Raw genomic sequence first — 14,293 nt, 5'->3', positions numbered from 1 at the left:
AGCCCCGTCAGTTGAGGCTGCGGCTCATCATGCGCAGTGCCGGCATGCGCTCGCGGATCTGGCCGATATCGGCGGCATCGGGGCGTGCCTGCACATAGGCTTCCAGGTCGGCCAGCGCCGGTCGGAAGCACTCCAGGTTGGCATACGCCAGCCCGCGGTCGCGCACTTCCTCGATCGAACCCGGCAGCAGGATCACCAGGCGGTTCTGCACCGCCAGCAGCCGCTGCCAGCGTGACTCCTGCAGGTAGATCGCCTTCAGGTTGCGCAGCATGCGCGCGACGATCTCGCGATGGCTGGCCGCGCGCAGGAACAGGCCCAGCGGCACCTGCCCGGAATCGGTGATGCCTTCGCGCTCCAGGTACGGATCCAGCATTTCCTGCAACTGCTCCTTCGAGAGCGTTTCGCCGGTCAGCGGGTCCAGGATCACCTCGCCCGCCGGGATGGTCATGCGCAACAGGAAATGGTTGGGGAACGACACCCCCTTGAGGGGCAGGCCGATCTGTTGGCCCAGTTCCATGAACAGCACCGCCAGCGAGATGGGGATGCCGCGCCGCTGCCGCACCACCACGTTCAGGTACGAGTTGTCCGGATCGTAGTAGTCGTTGGCGTTCGGGCCAAAGCCAAGGTCGCGATAGAAGAAATGATTCAGCAGCCGCAGCCGCTGGATTGCCGGCGTGCCTTCGGCGATCCGGCGCTTCAGGCGCAGCGCCAGCACGTCCAGTGCGGCCAGCTCGGCCTGCAGGTCCAGGTCCGGATAGGCATCCTGCGCGATGGACAGTGCGGTCTCGGTCAGCGGGATGCCGTTTTCGTCAGCCACGAGGCTGGCGAAGTAATCCAGGACTTTGGTGGATGTCATATCGGATTCCCGGTGCCGCCAGGGGCGCCGCGCGCAGCGTGGGTCACCACGCCTAGGCGGCGCGCCGCTTGAAGGCGGAATAGCGCAGTCCCATGAGCCACAGTGTACCGAAGTAGACCACCGCTGCAAGTACCAGGCACGACGCGAGCAGCGCGATGCGCAGCAGCGGCGTGGCGCCCAGGCCGATCCAGTCGAAATTGCGCGCGAACCAGAGCAGCATGCCCGACAACAGCAGCACCGAGGTGCCCAGCCGCGCCAGGAACAGCCACCAGCCCGGCGCCGGCTTGTACAGGCCGCGCCGGCGCAGGCCGAAGAACAGCAGCAGCGCATTGATGGTGGCGCCGGCACTGATCGACAGCGCCAGGCCCGCATGCCCGAGCCACGGCACGAACACGACGTTGCATGCCTGCGTGATCACCAGCACCAGCAGCGCGATCTTGACCGGCGTGCGGATGTCCTGGCGCGCATAGAAGCCGGGGGCCAGGATCTTGATGGCGATCAGCCCCAGCAGGCCGGTGCCGTACGACACCAGCGCCTGGCGCGTCATCTCGACGGCGTGGGCGTCGAACTTGCCGTAGTGGAACAGCACCGCGGTCAGCGGTGCGCCGAACACGAACAGCCCCACCGCGCAGGGCACCGCCAGCAGGAAGGTCAGCCGCAGGCCCCAGTCGAGCAGGCCGGAGTACTCCGCATGGTCTTCCTTGGCGCTCGCCTTCGACAGGCTCGGCAGCAGGATCGTGCCGAGCGCCACGCCCAGCAGCGCGGTCGGAAATTCCATCAGCCGGTCGGCATAGGTCAGGTACGAGACGCTGCCCGCGGCCAGGTGCGAGGCGATGTTGGTATTGATGATCAGGCTGATTTGCGCCACCGACACCGCCAGCAGCGCCGGCCCCATCTGGCGCAGGATGCGGCGCACGCCGGGATCGGACCAGGCAGTGCGCACATTGAAGCCCAGGCGCGGCATCACGCCCAGGCGGCGCAGCGCCGGCACCTGGATCGCCAGCTGCAGCACGCCGCCGACCAGCACGCCCCACGCCTGCGCATAGATCGGCTGGTCCATGTGCGGGCCGACGAACAGGGCGGCCACGATCAGGCACAGGTTCAGCAGTACCGGCGTAAACGCCGGCACGGCAAACTTGCGCCATGTGTTCAGGATGCCCGAGGCCAGCGCCACCAGCGAGATCAGGCCGATGTACGGGAACATCACCCGCGTCATGAAGACAGCGGCGGTATAAGTCTCGCTCTGCCCGCGGAAGCCGGTCGCCACCGCCGTCATCACCAGCGGCGCGCCGATCACGCCCAGCAGCGACACGCCCATCAGCACCCAGGTCATTACCGTGGCGACGGCGTCGATCAGCGCCTTGGTCTGCTCCTCGCCACGCTTGCTGTGGTATTCGCCGAGGATGGGCACAAACGCCTGCGAGAACGCGCCCTCGCCGAAGATGCGGCGCAGCAGGTTGGGGATGCGGAAGGCGACGTTGAACGCATCGGTCATCTCCGACGCGCCGAACGCGCGGGCGATCAGGATCTCGCGCACGAGGCCGGTGATGCGCGACAGCATCGTCAGGCTGCTGATGGTGGCGAGCGCTTTGAGCAGGTTCAAGGTGTGGATCGGAGCGGGACGGTGGATCGGTGCGGGCGCGGGCCGCGGGGCGGCGTGTGCCGGACGTGGCGCCCGGGACGCCTTTCAGACGTGGGCAACGCGGTAAAGTTGCCGGCTCGCCACGCGCACCGGCGCGATGTGGCGCATATTATACGGATCGCCTGTGACAGGCCCCGCACGCGTCGGCAAAGTCCCAGCAGTCTTGCGCCGTGTGTCGGCATCTGTGTATAATTGCCGATTCACAAGGACAGTTGCGTTCCGGATTCGTGTGTCAGTGCATCCCGGGTCGCTCGATATGACTTAATTGTTGTGTCCCCCGCGGCACGCATCTGAATTCAGGATATTTTCGAAATGGCAAATTCCGCACAAGCTCGCAAGCGCGCCCGCCAGGCCGTCGCCCAGAACGCTCACAACTCCAGCCTGCGCTCGCGTCTGCGCACCGCCGTCAAGGCCGTCCGCAAGGCCATCGACGCCGGCGACAAGGCTGCTGCCGCTGAAGTGTTCAAGAACTCGCAAGCTGTGATCGACAGCATTGCCGACAAGAAGATCGTGCACAAGAACAAGGCTGCACGTCACAAGTCGCGCCTGTCGGCCGCCATCAAGGCCATGGCTGCTGCCTGATTGTTGTGTGGGTCGCCCCGGCGGCCCGGCAGCGGCGGAACTTCGGTTCCGCCAGACAAAAAAGCTCGTCATCCGACGAGCTTTTTGCTTTTGCGGCGCCTGTAGTTTGGCGACCTACCGCGATGTCATTCCAGCGAGCAGGCCTCGACCAGTTGCAGGTTGTTGTCGCGCGCAAAGTTCAGCACGAAATCCAGCGCCTTCGGTTCGATATCGCGCAGCCGCACATCCACCACCACGCATTTGACGTTGCCGGCGAAGATGGGGCGCACGTAGGGGGAATAGGTCAGCCGGGGATCGCCGGTGTCGCCTTCGGGGCGGAACTGCGCCATCACGCCGCACAGCCGCTCGGCCCAGTCGCTCGGGCGGAAGGTCTTGCCTTCCTTGGTAATGCCTTGGATAAAGTATTCGCGAACGTTGGGGTTCATGAGGCTGGACACTGCGGGTGAGGCGACGACTCGACGGTTAAGCCCGCGGAAACGTGCGCCCGTTTGACGCGGCTGGTGCGCGTTTGGTTCGCGCTTTTTCCGGCCGGGAAGGCGGGGCGTCGGTGTCTGCGGGGGCACTTTTGATGCCGGCGGCGCGCAGCGGCAAGGGTATGCCGGGGCCCCGCGTGAATCAGCCAGTATTATATCTTATATAAGACTTGCGCATAAGGGCGGAATCCTGTCGGGAACCTGTCAACGCGCTCGGCGCGGCGCCCGTCACGGGTTGTCCCGGGCTGGGCAAAGCAGAAATAATCCCTTATGATTCCTGCAGTTAAATTGCGTATGCGACGCGAAAGGCGGCTCCGCGGCGCGCTCAGGTCATGGCACTTCATGACGGCGCGTCCCCACCGAGCCGCCTTCTTTGTTTTATGAGCCCAACCCCGATCAAGCATTACCTCCAGTTCAGCGACTTCACTCCCGACGAGTACGAGTACCTGCTGGACCGCGCGCGGATCCTGAAGGCCAAGTTCAAGAACTACGAGACCTGGCACCCGCTGCACGACCGCACGCTGGCCATGATCTTCGAGAAGAATTCCACGCGTACGCGCCTGTCGTTCGAAGCCGGCATCCACCAGCTGGGCGGCCATGCGGTGTTCCTGAACACCCGCGATTCGCAGCTGGGCCGCGGCGAGCCGATCGAGGATGCGGCGCAGGTGATCTCGCGCATGGTCGACATCATCATGATCCGCACCTTCGGCCAGGACATCATCGACCGCTTTGCCGCGCACTCGCGCGTGCCGGTGATCAACGGGCTGACCAACGAATACCACCCGTGCCAGGTGCTGGCCGATATCTTCACCTACATCGAGCAGCGCGGCAGCATCCGCGGCAAGACGGTGGCGTGGATCGGCGATGCCAACAACATGGCCTATACCTGGATCCAGGCTGCCGAGCGGCTGGGCTTCAATTTCCATTTCTCGGCGCCGCCGGGATACCAGCTCGATCCCGCCATGGTGCCGGCGACCGCCGCCAGCCTGGTCAAGGTCTTCGAGGATCCCCTCGCCGCCTGCCAGGGCGCCAGTTTGGTCACCACCGACGTTTGGACCAGCATGGGCTTCGAGGCCGAGAACGAAGCCCGCAAGCGCGCCTTCAAGGACTGGATGGTCACCACCGCGATGATGGACCGCGCCGAGCCCGACGCGCTGTTCATGCACTGCCTGCCGGCGCACCGCGGCGAGGAAGTCGAGGCCGCCGTGATCGACGGTCCCAAGAGCGTGGTCTGGGACGAGGCGGAAAACCGCCTGCACGTGCAGAAGGCGCTGATGGAATACCTGCTCTGCGGCCGCTACTGAGCGCGCGCGGAGTGAACAGGGGAGGGGCCGCGATGGCCCCTCTTTTTACGTCTGATTCAAGACAGTGAAGGAGATGGAAGTGAGCCAGTTCGACAACGTATCGGTCGTCAAGAAAGCCAACCTGTATTTCGACGGCAAGTGCGTGAGCCACACCGTGCTGTTCCCGGACGGTACCCGCAAGACGCTGGGCGTGATTTTCCCGGCTTCGCTGACGTTCAACACCGGCGCGCCGGAAATCATGGAAATCAACGGCGGCAGCTGCCGCGTGCGCCTGGCCGGCGCGGAAGACTGGCAGACCTACGGCGCTGGCCAGCAGTTCGACGTGCCGGGCAACAGCAGCTTCGACATCGAGGTGCTGGAGACGCTGGACTACGTCTGCCACTTCGGGTGATCGCCGGGCCAGCAGGCGCTACAGGCGCTACAGCACTACCGGCTCGGGCTCGATCCGCACGCCGAAGCGCGCTTCGACGGTATCCGCGATGCGGTTGGCCAGCGCCAGGAGCATCGCGCCGGTTCCGCCGCCGCGGTGCACCAGCACCAGTGCCTGCTTGCCATAGACACCCACCGGGCCGTCGCTGACGCCCTTGAACCCGCAGCGGTCGATCAGCCAGCCCGCGGCGAGCTTGTAGCTGCCGTCCGGCTGGGGATAGCTCACCAGGTCGGGATTGGCCTGCAGCAGCGTATCGCGCTGCGCGGCGCTGACCAGCGGGTTCTTGAAAAAGCTGCCGGCGTTGCCGATCTGCGCGGGGTCGGGCAGCTTGCGCGTGCGGATCGCCACCACCGCGTCGCGGACCGTGGCGGCGTCCGGCGCGAGATTGCCGGACAGCTCGCGCGCCAGTTCGCCGTAAGACAGGACCGGTTGCCATGCCTTGGGCAAGCGCAGCGTCACCGCGGTAATGATGTAGCGGCCCGCGCCGGCCTGCTTGAACAGGCTGTCGCGGTAGCCGAACCCGCATGCGCGTAAATCAAGCCAGACGAACAAGTCGGCATGGCGGTCATAGGCGCGCACGCCTTCGAAGCGGTCACGCAGTTCCACCCCATAGGCGCCGATATTCTGGATCGGCGCGGCGCCCGCAGTGCCGGGAATCAGCGCCAGGTTCTCGAGGCCCGGCTTGCCGTCGGCAATGGTGCGGTCGACCAGCGCATTCCAGTTCTCGCCCGCGCCCGCGGTGACCAGCCAGGCGTCATCGGCATCCTCGACCTGGTAGCCCGGGATCTCCATCAGCAGCACCAGCGCGTCGAGGTCGCGCGTCAGCACCACGTTGCTGCCGCCGCCCAGCACTACCAGCGGCAGGCCATTGGCGCGCGGGTCCGCGAGTGCCTCGGTCAGGTCGGCTTCGCTGCGCACATGCACGGCGAAGCGCGCGCGCGCATCGAATCCGAATGTATTGTGGCGGCGCAGGGGATAAAATTCGTGGAAATCTGCCATGCAAGGGGATAGGTGACGCGGCCGCCGCTGGTGGTAAGCGTTGCGGCCCCTGGCTGCGAGGTAGGCCTGAATTATACGGAAGGCGTCGCCAACGGCCGCCTTCCGGGCATATGGATCACAAGGAGAATGCAATGCCGTCGTTTGACGTAGTGTGCGAAGCGAACATGGTCGAGGTGAAGAACGCCGTCGAGCAATCCAACAAGGAAATCTCGACCCGCTTCGATTTCAAGGGCTCGGACGCCCGGGTCGAGCAGAAGGAAAACGAACTGACCGCCTTTGCCGACGACGATTTCAAGCTGGACCAGGTGAAGGACGTGCTGATCAACAAGATGGCCAAGCGCAATGTCGACGTGCGCTTCCTGGACTACGGCAAGACCGACAAGATCAGCGGCGACAAGGTCAAGCAGGTCATCACCATCAAGAAGGGGGTGACGGGCGACCTGGCCAAGAAGATCGTGCGCATGATCAAGGACAGCAAGATCAAGGTGCAGGCCAGCATCCAGGGCGATGCGGTGCGCGTCTCGGGAACCAAGCGCGACGACCTGCAGAACGTGATCGCCATGCTGCGCAAGGACGTCTCGGAAGCGCCGCTGGACTTCAACAACTTCCGCGACTAAGCCGGATTCTCCCGGTGCCGGCGACCATGCCGGCACCGCATGCCGCCGCGGCGCGTCAGCGCGCCTGCGGCAGCCCGCCGATCTTCGCGCCGGCGCGAATGCCCTTCTGCGTGAACCAGCCCTGGTTCATTTCCAGCGCATAGCGGATCGCCGTCTTCGGGCAGTGGTTGCTCTCGGTACGCGGTGCCATGTCCTCGATATTGACGATGGTCCCGTCGTCGGCAAGAAAAGCGATCGACAGCGGCAGCTCGGTATTGCGCATCCAGAAGCAATGACCGGCCTTTTGCTCGAACACGAACAGCATGCCGCTGTTGACCGGCATGCTCTTGCGGTACATCAGCCCCTGTTCGCGCGCCGCCGGCGTGGCGGCAACCTCGGCGTGGATCGCGTACATGCCCGCGGTCAACGGCACTACCGGCAGCGCGGCTTGCGCCTGGGCCTGGCCGGCGGCGAGCACGGCGAGCGCCGCGGCAATCTGGAAGCAGCGTGACAACGGCGTCTTGAGCAGGAAGGACATGGTGTTCGGTCTGGAAGGGCGCGGACGGCAGCCGCAAGCATAGCGCAGGTGCCGCGCCGATGGATGGCGGCGGCCAAAACGAAAAAGGCAGGCGCCTGGTGGCAGCCTGCCTCTTTCTTCGCCGGCGCGTGGCCGGCACGGCGGCTTACTGCGCGGCCGGGGCCGAAGCCGTGGCGGCCTTCTTGTGGGTGGTCTTCTTGTGGCTGGTCTTCTTCTTTGCGGGCTTCGGGGCTTCCTTGGTGGCCGCGGGCGCTGCAGCGTCGGCAGGGGCCGAAGCCTGGGCGAAGGCGCCGGTGGCGAACAGGCCGACAACCAGAGCAGCGATCAGTTTTTTCATGGCGATTACCTCGAAGGATAAGAACAGTCGGAAGTTGTGACGCGTGATTGGACGTGTCACCGACAAGAACGAGGCGTCCGGACGGCGCGTTGACGCGCCATTTGTTAGCTTTTGTAACGAGAACGCCGCTTGGCGTCGTTCGCCTGTCTGGTCTTTGAGACATGGGTGGCCGGCGCGCGTGTCGCCGTCAAGCCCAGTACATCGGGCTCGACCTCGCACGATTCCCCAGGGGCGAGACCGAGCGTGCGCAGGTCGAGCGGCCCGATGCCCACGCGGACCAGCCGCAGCGTGGGGAAGCCGACGGCAGCGGTCATGCGCCGCACCTGCCGGTTCTTGCCTTCGCGAATCTTCAGCTCCAGCCATGACGTCGGGATCGCGGCGCGATAACGCACCGGCGGATGGCGCGGCCAGAGCCAGTCGGGCTCACCGATCGCACGCGCCCGCGCCGGCTGCGTGACGAAGTCGCCAAGGTCGACTCCGGCGCGCAGCCGCGCCAGCGCGGCCGCATCGGGAATGCCCTCGACCTGGGCGAGGTAAGTCTTTTCCAGCTTGTGGCGCGGGTCGGCAATGCGCGCCTGGAGCGCGCCGTCGTCGGTCAGCAGCAGCAAACCTTCACTGTCCGCATCGAGCCGGCCGGCCGGGTACACGCCCGGCACGTCCACGCAAGCGGCCAGCGTGGGGCGCGTGGGATGTTCCGAGAACTGGCTCATGGTGCCGTACGGCTTGTTCAGGGCGATCAGGGTCATGGGGCGCAAGTATGCCCCAGCCGCGCGCCGCGGTTGGCGGATGATGAAAGATTGCTGCATAATACGAAATCAGTCTTGTGTCTTATATAAGACTAAGACTTGCCTGAATGTACGCCAAGGTGGTGCAATGCAGTGCTGGGCGGGCCGCGATGCCCGCTACAATGCCAGCGCCACCTCGCGAATCTCGCCGTCGGCCAAGCCCCGGCGGCCGTCTAAACCGTTCCGTACTGGAGACGTCATGTATCAACACATCAAGGTTCCGGCCGGCGAAAAGATCACGGTCAACCAGGATTTTTCGCTGAATGTCCCGGACAACCCCATCATTCCTTATATCGAAGGCGACGGTACGGGCGTCGATATCACGCCGGTGATGATCAAGGTGGTCGACGCGGCCGTGGCCAAGGCCTACGGCGGCAAGCGCAAGATCTCCTGGATGGAGATCTACGCCGGCGAGAAGTCGACCAAGGTCTACGGCCCGGACGTGTGGCTGCCGGACGAAACCCTGGATGTGCTCAAGGAATACGTGGTCTCGATCAAGGGCCCGCTGACCACGCCCGTGGGCGGCGGCATCCGCTCGCTGAACGTGGCGCTGCGCCAGCAGCTGGACCTGTATGTCTGCCTGCGCCCGGTGCGATACTTCAAGGGCGTGCCTTCGCCGGTGCGCGAGCCGGAAAAGACCGACATGGTGATCTTCCGCGAGAACTCGGAGGACATCTACGCCGGCATCGAATGGGCCGCGGAAAGCGAGCAGGCGAAGAAACTCATCAAGTTCCTGCAGGACGAGATGGGCGTGAAGAAGATCCGCTTCCCGGCCACCTCGGGCATCGGCGTCAAGCCGGTTTCGCGCGAAGGCACCGAGCGCCTGGTGCGCAAGGCGATCCAGTACGCCATCGACAACGACAAGCCGTCGGTGACGCTGGTGCACAAGGGCAACATCATGAAGTTCACCGAGGGTGGCTTCCGTGACTGGGGCTACGAGTTGGCGCAGAAGGAATTCGGCGCCGAGCTGGTTGATGGCGGCCCGTGGTGCAAGTTCAAGAACCCGAAGACCGGCAAGGACATCGTTGTCAAGGACGCGATTGCCGACGCCTTCCTGCAGCAGATCCTGCTGCGTCCGGCCGAATACTCGGTGATCGCCACGCTGAACCTGAACGGCGACTACGTTTCGGACGCCCTGGCCGCGCAGGTCGGTGGCATCGGCATTGCCCCGGGCGCCAACATGTCCGACTCCGTCGCCATGTTCGAGGCCACCCATGGCACCGCGCCCAAGTACGCCGGCAAGGACTATGTCAACCCGGGCTCGGAAATCCTGTCGGCGGAAATGATGCTGCGCCACATGGGCTGGACCGAGGCCGCGGACCTGATCATCGCGTCGATGGAAAAGTCGATCCTGTCCAAAAAGGTCACGTACGATTTCGCCCGCCTGCTGGAAGGCGCGACCCAGGTTTCGTGCTCGGGCTTTGGCCAGGTGATGATCGAAAATATGTAAGCACGGACTCCCGCTGTAGCGGGCGACCTGCCTTGGAAGAACCCCGCTGCCGTGCCCCGGCTGCGGGGTTTTTTCTTGCGCCGGCCAGCGCCGTTGCCTAGAACTTCAGGGATTGCAACGGACGGGCGGGCTGGCCCGGGGAGACTGCCATGGACGATCCTTTCCGCCGCACCGCCTTCGGCGCGGCCGTCTTTTACAAGGACCCGCTGGCCGCGCTGGACTGGCTCGAACGCGCCTTCGGCTTCCAGCGGGTGATGGTGATCCGGGACCAGCAGGACCAGCTGGTGCACTCGGAAATGCGCTTCGGCGATAGCTACCTGATGGTCGGCAGCGAGTGGGCTGACTTTACAGCCAGCCCGGCGTCGATCGGCGGCAAGAATACGCAGACGGTGCATGTGCACCTGCGGGATGGGATCGACCAGCACTGCGAGCGGGCCCGTGCCGCGGGCGCGGTGATCGTGCGCGAGCCGCAGGACGAGTTCTATGGCGACCGCTCCTACACTGCCAGGGACCCGGAAGGTCATGTCTGGACCTTCGGCCAGACTGTGCGGCAGGTCACAAAGGAAGAGGCCGAGCAGGCCAGCGGGTTGAAGATCGACGGCTGGGCCTGAGCTGGCCAGCCCCCATGGCCGGCCCGCGCAAAGCAGAAAGCCCGGCACGAGGCCGGGCTTTCCGTCGGATGCGGTGCGTGCAGCTGATATGCGCCACAACCTGCCCGGCTGCCTGAGACAGCGTGGCCGGCACTGGCGCCGATCCCGTCCCGGGGGAGCTCCCCCCGCACCCTCGTAGACCGCTCCACGGCTCTGCCGGCCGGGATACGGTCGCGGCGCAGCTTAGCTGGCGTCCTGGATATTGGTGGCTTGCTTGCCCTTGGGGCCCTGGACCACCTCGAACGAGACGCGTTGACCTTCCTTCAGCGTCTTGAAGCCCGACATCTGGATAGCCGAAAAGTGCGCAAACAGTTCTTCTTCGCCCTCGTCCGGCTTGATAAACCCGAAGCCCTTGGCGTCATTGAACCATTTGACGATACCGCTTGCCATATACTCCCCCAACGAAATAGCAGATTTCAAAGCGGGGAAGCCGATGCCGGCCGGATGGCTCGGACTGCAGCGCACGCACTGCGACGCCATGACCGGCCGCGTCCCGAGGTGCGGCCGGCGATGACGCGCGGCGAGGTGCAATCGCGTGGCGGCCAGTCTGGATGCTGACTCGCCGCCGCCAGGCCGTGGGCCTCCCTGCTCACGGATCACCCGCTCATTGGCCTTTTGCTTTGGCTCGCGGCTTCAGGCGGGTGTGCGAACGATTCTTCTGTCAAACATACATACTGTCAAGCTGGCGGAATCCCCACTGCGGGCAGGGTGTGGCGGGAAACGGACGGCGCGGGATGGTACCTTGGCGGCAAGCATCGGGTATTGTCCGGATCAGTCCTGCGGTCTCCCGTCACGTGCATTGCAATGCCTCTGGCGTGCGGTTCCGCGCTTTTTCATAACCGGAAGCAGGTAGCCCGGCCCTTGAATCCGGCGCCTTTTCCCCAAATTGCAGAGTTGCGAGTAAGGGTTAGAATAAAGCCATGGCTACACGGCTTGCGAATGTCCCACAACGCGAAGCGGGCACCATCCTGGAGCGTAAAGAGCAGGCGCTAAAACCGCCTGCCATGTTCAAGGTGGTGCTGCTTAACGACGACTACACTCCGATGGAGTTTGTCGTGATGATCCTGCAGCAGTATTTCAGCAGGGACCGGGAAACGGCGACGCAGATCATGCTGACCGTGCACCGGGAAGGAAAGGGCGTCTGCGGTATCTACACCAGAGATATCGCGGCGACAAAAGTCGAGCTGGTGTCAACGCACGCGCGGCAGGCGGGGCACCCCTTGCAGTGCGTGATGGAGGAAGCATGATTGCGCAAGAATTGGAAGTGAGCCTGCATATGGCTTTTGTCGAAGCCCGGCAGGCACGCCACGAGTTCATTACCGTGGAGCATCTGCTGCTGGCATTGCTCGACAATCCCACGGCAGCTGAAGTCTTGCGCGCCTGCGCGGCCAATATCGAGGACCTGCGCACCAGCCTTAAGAACTTCATCGCGGATAACACGCCGGTGGTGCCGGGGACCGACGAGGTCGATACCCAGCCCACGCTCGGCTTCCAGCGCGTGATCCAGCGCGCGATCATGCACGTACAGTCCACTTCCAATGGCAAGAAGGAAGTGACCGGTGCCAACGTGCTGGTCGCCATCTTTGGCGAGAAGGATTCGCACGCGGTCTACTACCTGCAGCAGCAGGGCGTGACGCGCCTTGACGTGGTCAATTTCATCAGCCACGGCATCCGCAAGGACCAGTCCGAGCCCGCCAAGCATGGCGACAATGCCGGCGAAGGCGAGGGCGGCGACGGCAAGGAAAGCCCGCTCGAGCAATACACCCAGAACCTGAACGCGCTGGCCAAGGCCGGCAAGATCGATCCGCTGATCGGCCGCGAAAGCGAAGTCGAGCGCGTGGTGCAGGTGCTGTGCCGCCGGCGCAAGAACAACCCGCTGCTGGTGGGCGAGGCCGGCGTCGGCAAGACCGCCATTGCGGAGGGGCTGGCCTGGCGCATCACCAAGAACGAAGTCCCGGACATCCTGGAAAAGGCCACCGTCTACTCGCTCGACATGGGCGCGCTGCTGGCCGGCACCAAGTACCGCGGCGACTTCGAGCAGCGCCTGAAGGGCGTGCTGAAGTCGCTCAAGGACAACCCGAACGCGATCCTGTTCATCGACGAGATCCACACGCTGATCGGCGCGGGCGCCGCATCGGGCGGGACACTGGACGCCAGCAACCTGCTCAAGCCGGCGCTGTCATCGGGCCAGCTCAAGTGCATCGGCGCGACCACCTTCACGGAATACCGCGGCATCTTCGAGAAGGACGCGGCGCTGTCGCGGCGCTTCCAGAAGATCGACGTGGTCGAGCCGTCGGTCGACCAGACCGTGCAGATCCTGCGCGGCCTGAAGTCGCGCTTCGAGGAGCACCATGGCGTCAAGTACGCGGCTTCGGCGCTGACCGCCGCGGCCGAGCTGTCGGCCCGCTTCATCACCGACCGGCACCTGCCGGACAAGGCGATCGACGTGATCGACGAAGCCGGCGCGGCGCAGCGCATCCTGCCGAAGTCCAAGCAGAAGAAGACCATCGGCAAGGGCGAGATCGAGGACATCGTCTCGCGCATCGCGCGCATCCCGCCGCAGAGCGTGAACCAGGACGACCGCAGCAAGCTGCAGACGCTGGAACGCGACCTGAAGTCGGTGGTGTTCGGCCAGGATCCCGCGATCGAGGCGCTGGCCTCGGCGATCAAGATGTCGCGCGCCGGCCTGGGCAAGACCGACAAGCCGATCGGCTCGTTCCTGTTCTCGGGTCCCACCGGCGTGGGCAAGACCGAGGTCGCCAAGCAGCTGGCCTTCATCATGGGCATCGAGCTGCTGCGCTTCGACATGTCCGAATACATGGAGCGCCACGCGGTGAGCCGACTGATCGGCGCGCCGCCGGGATACGTCGGCTTCGACCAGGGCGGCCTGCTGACCGAGGCCGTCACCAAGAAGCCGCACTGCGTGCTGCTGCTGGATGAAATCGAGAAAGCGCATCCGGATATCTTCAATATCCTGCTGCAGGTGATGGACCATGGCTCGCTGACCGACAACAACGGCCGGCGCGCCGACTTCCGCAACGTGATCATCATCATGACCACCAACGCGGGAGCGGAGACCATGAACCGCGCCACCATCGGCTTCACCAGCACGCGCGAGCAGGGCGACGAGATGGCCGACATCAAGCGCATGTTCACGCCGGAGTTCCGCAACAGGCTGGATGCCACCATCAGCTTCCGCTCGCTGGACGAGGAAATCATCCTGCGCGTGGTCGACAAGTTCCTGATGCAGCTGGAAGAGCAGCTGCACGAGAAGAAGGTGGAAGCCAGCTTCAGCGAGAAGCTGCGCAAGTTCCTGGCGCACAAGGGCTTCGACCCGCTGATGGGCGCGCGTCCGATGCAACGCCTGATCCAGGACATGATCCGCAAGGCGCTGGCCGACGAGCTGCTGTTCGGCAGGCTGGTATCCGGCGGCAAGGTCGTGGTCGACCTGGACGACCAGGACCAGATCAAGCTCGATTTCTCCGAGATCGAGCCGGAACCGCCCGAAGCGCCGGAAGAGCAGCGCGCCGAGGCCTGAGCGGCGACCGTCGCTCCGGCCTGAAAGGGCCGGAGACGGCCGAAAATCGCACCGGATCGTGGCGATCCGGGCGCGGTTCGGCGGGGGTCGCCTGCAACGCGGCCGATCATCGG

16 protein-coding genes are annotated in these 14,293 nt (G+C 64.8%); 8 read left to right on the top strand and 8 right to left on the bottom strand.

Annotated features, from left to right (window positions below; translation table 11 throughout):
- Positions 1-7: 7 nt before the first annotated feature.
- Both AC5WJ1_RS13795 and murJ read right to left on the bottom strand, forming a co-directional pair.
- A complete protein-coding gene (locus AC5WJ1_RS13795; RefSeq protein WP_133092242.1) occupies positions 8-856 on the bottom strand; it encodes a SirB1 family protein in 849 nt (282 codons plus the stop codon).
- A 52-nt stretch (positions 857-908) separates the two neighbouring features.
- Entirely contained in the window at positions 909-2,459 is a 1,551-nt protein-coding gene (gene murJ, locus AC5WJ1_RS13790; RefSeq protein ID WP_133092241.1) for a murein biosynthesis integral membrane protein MurJ, read from the bottom strand.
- 351 nt (positions 2,460-2,810) lie between these two features.
- On the opposite strand from murJ, the gene rpsT reads away from it, so the two are divergent.
- Positions 2,811-3,080: a 30S ribosomal protein S20 gene (gene rpsT, locus AC5WJ1_RS13785; RefSeq protein WP_063240209.1), complete on the top strand. Its 270-nt coding sequence runs from the start codon at positions 2,811-2,813 to the stop codon at positions 3,078-3,080.
- Positions 3,081-3,205: 125 nt separating this feature from the next.
- Here rpsT and AC5WJ1_RS13780 read toward each other — a convergent pair whose 3' ends face one another.
- Positions 3,206-3,505, bottom strand: a complete 300-nt coding sequence (locus AC5WJ1_RS13780) for a DUF3579 domain-containing protein (RefSeq protein ID WP_063240208.1) — start codon at positions 3,503-3,505, stop codon at positions 3,206-3,208.
- 428 nt (positions 3,506-3,933) lie between these two features.
- On the opposite strand from AC5WJ1_RS13780, the gene argF reads away from it, so the two are divergent.
- The gene (gene argF, locus AC5WJ1_RS13775; RefSeq protein ID WP_133092240.1) at positions 3,934-4,857 is read left to right on the top strand and encodes an ornithine carbamoyltransferase; all 924 of its coding nucleotides are present in this window, start codon (positions 3,934-3,936) and stop codon (positions 4,855-4,857) included.
- A 79-nt stretch (positions 4,858-4,936) separates the two neighbouring features.
- Entirely contained in the window at positions 4,937-5,248 is a 312-nt protein-coding gene (gene ppnP / locus AC5WJ1_RS13770) for a pyrimidine/purine nucleoside phosphorylase (RefSeq protein WP_133092239.1), read from the top strand.
- 27 nt (positions 5,249-5,275) lie between these two features.
- Here the strand turns inward: ppnP and murB are convergent, their stop codons facing one another.
- Entirely contained in the window at positions 5,276-6,286 is a 1,011-nt protein-coding gene (murB, locus tag AC5WJ1_RS13765) for a UDP-N-acetylmuramate dehydrogenase (protein WP_135705878.1), read from the bottom strand.
- 131 nt (positions 6,287-6,417) lie between these two features.
- Between murB and AC5WJ1_RS13760 the strand changes: the two genes are divergently transcribed.
- The gene (locus tag AC5WJ1_RS13760) at positions 6,418-6,903 is read left to right on the top strand and encodes a YajQ family cyclic di-GMP-binding protein (protein ID WP_063240205.1); all 486 of its coding nucleotides are present in this window, start codon (positions 6,418-6,420) and stop codon (positions 6,901-6,903) included.
- Between the two features lie 55 nt (positions 6,904-6,958).
- Here the strand turns inward: AC5WJ1_RS13760 and AC5WJ1_RS13755 are convergent, their stop codons facing one another.
- From AC5WJ1_RS13755 to AC5WJ1_RS13745, 3 genes are all read right to left on the bottom strand, one after another.
- Positions 6,959-7,420, bottom strand: coding sequence for a DUF192 domain-containing protein (locus AC5WJ1_RS13755; RefSeq protein ID WP_135705877.1), 462 nt, complete (start codon positions 7,418-7,420; stop codon positions 6,959-6,961).
- A gap of 145 nt (positions 7,421-7,565) precedes the next feature.
- On the bottom strand, positions 7,566-7,757 hold the full coding sequence (locus AC5WJ1_RS13750; protein ID WP_133092236.1) for a hypothetical protein: 192 nt from the start codon (positions 7,755-7,757) through the stop codon (positions 7,566-7,568).
- A 104-nt stretch (positions 7,758-7,861) separates the two neighbouring features.
- Positions 7,862-8,503, bottom strand: coding sequence for a pseudouridine synthase (locus AC5WJ1_RS13745; RefSeq protein ID WP_133092235.1), 642 nt, complete (start codon positions 8,501-8,503; stop codon positions 7,862-7,864).
- Positions 8,504-8,741: 238 nt separating this feature from the next.
- Here AC5WJ1_RS13745 and icd point away from each other — a divergent pair, with 238 nt between their 5' ends.
- Positions 8,742-9,992 (top strand): NADP-dependent isocitrate dehydrogenase, encoded by a 1,251-nt coding sequence (icd, locus tag AC5WJ1_RS13740; protein WP_133092234.1) that lies wholly within the window; start codon positions 8,742-8,744, stop codon positions 9,990-9,992.
- A gap of 149 nt (positions 9,993-10,141) precedes the next feature.
- Positions 10,142-10,603, top strand: coding sequence for a VOC family protein (locus AC5WJ1_RS13735; protein WP_135705876.1), 462 nt, complete (start codon positions 10,142-10,144; stop codon positions 10,601-10,603).
- A 222-nt stretch (positions 10,604-10,825) separates the two neighbouring features.
- Here the strand turns inward: AC5WJ1_RS13735 and AC5WJ1_RS13730 are convergent, their stop codons facing one another.
- Entirely contained in the window at positions 10,826-11,032 is a 207-nt protein-coding gene (locus tag AC5WJ1_RS13730; RefSeq protein WP_010814999.1) for a cold-shock protein, read from the bottom strand.
- A gap of 530 nt (positions 11,033-11,562) precedes the next feature.
- On the opposite strand from AC5WJ1_RS13730, the gene clpS reads away from it, so the two are divergent.
- Both clpS and clpA read left to right on the top strand, forming a co-directional pair.
- The gene (gene clpS / locus AC5WJ1_RS13725; protein WP_010814998.1) at positions 11,563-11,889 is read left to right on the top strand and encodes an ATP-dependent Clp protease adapter ClpS; all 327 of its coding nucleotides are present in this window, start codon (positions 11,563-11,565) and stop codon (positions 11,887-11,889) included.
- Positions 11,886-14,180 carry an ATP-dependent Clp protease ATP-binding subunit ClpA gene (gene clpA, locus AC5WJ1_RS13720; RefSeq protein WP_195431928.1) on the top strand — a complete coding sequence of 765 codons (2,295 nt, stop codon included), beginning with the start codon at positions 11,886-11,888 and terminating at the stop codon, positions 14,178-14,180. Before clpS ends, clpA begins: the two co-directional genes overlap by 4 nt.
- The last annotated feature ends 113 nt before the right edge of the window (positions 14,181-14,293 follow it).

The organism is Cupriavidus sp. MEYA8 (assembly GCF_059278825.1).
Note: the sequence above shows the minus strand (reverse complement) of the source record. Positions and strands in the feature narration are given on the sequence as shown.